1 protein-coding gene is annotated in these 242 nt (G+C 46.7%); it reads right to left on the bottom strand.

Annotated features, from left to right (window positions below):
- Positions 1–8 precede the first annotated feature (8 nt).
- Positions 9–242 (bottom strand): hypothetical protein (locus HMPREF3011_RS11245; RefSeq protein WP_210401629.1); only part of this gene is annotated, 234 nt, incomplete at its 5' end.

Here is a 242-nt window from a genome sequence, read left to right as displayed (position 1 = left end):
ACAAATAACTAAGAACAATCACAAACAGAAAAACTGCATGAAAAATCGAACTTACAGAAAAACAAGATGCTCGCGTCCACTATCCAGTTCTCACACAACACCCACACACCACAGAACAAACCACCACACAGCAGCCCACCTGCAGCACGCAGCAACCTGTCACACAGGAACAACAACACGTGTGTCATCCCAGACACCCAACAGCGCACCAACAACCAACCAACACAAAAAAGGAAAGCACC

It is taken from the genome of Corynebacterium sp. HMSC074C04, assembly GCF_001838295.1.
GTDB lineage: Bacteria > Actinomycetota > Actinomycetes > Mycobacteriales > Mycobacteriaceae > Corynebacterium > Corynebacterium amycolatum.
Note: the sequence above shows the minus strand (reverse complement) of the source record. Positions and strands in the feature narration are given on the sequence as shown.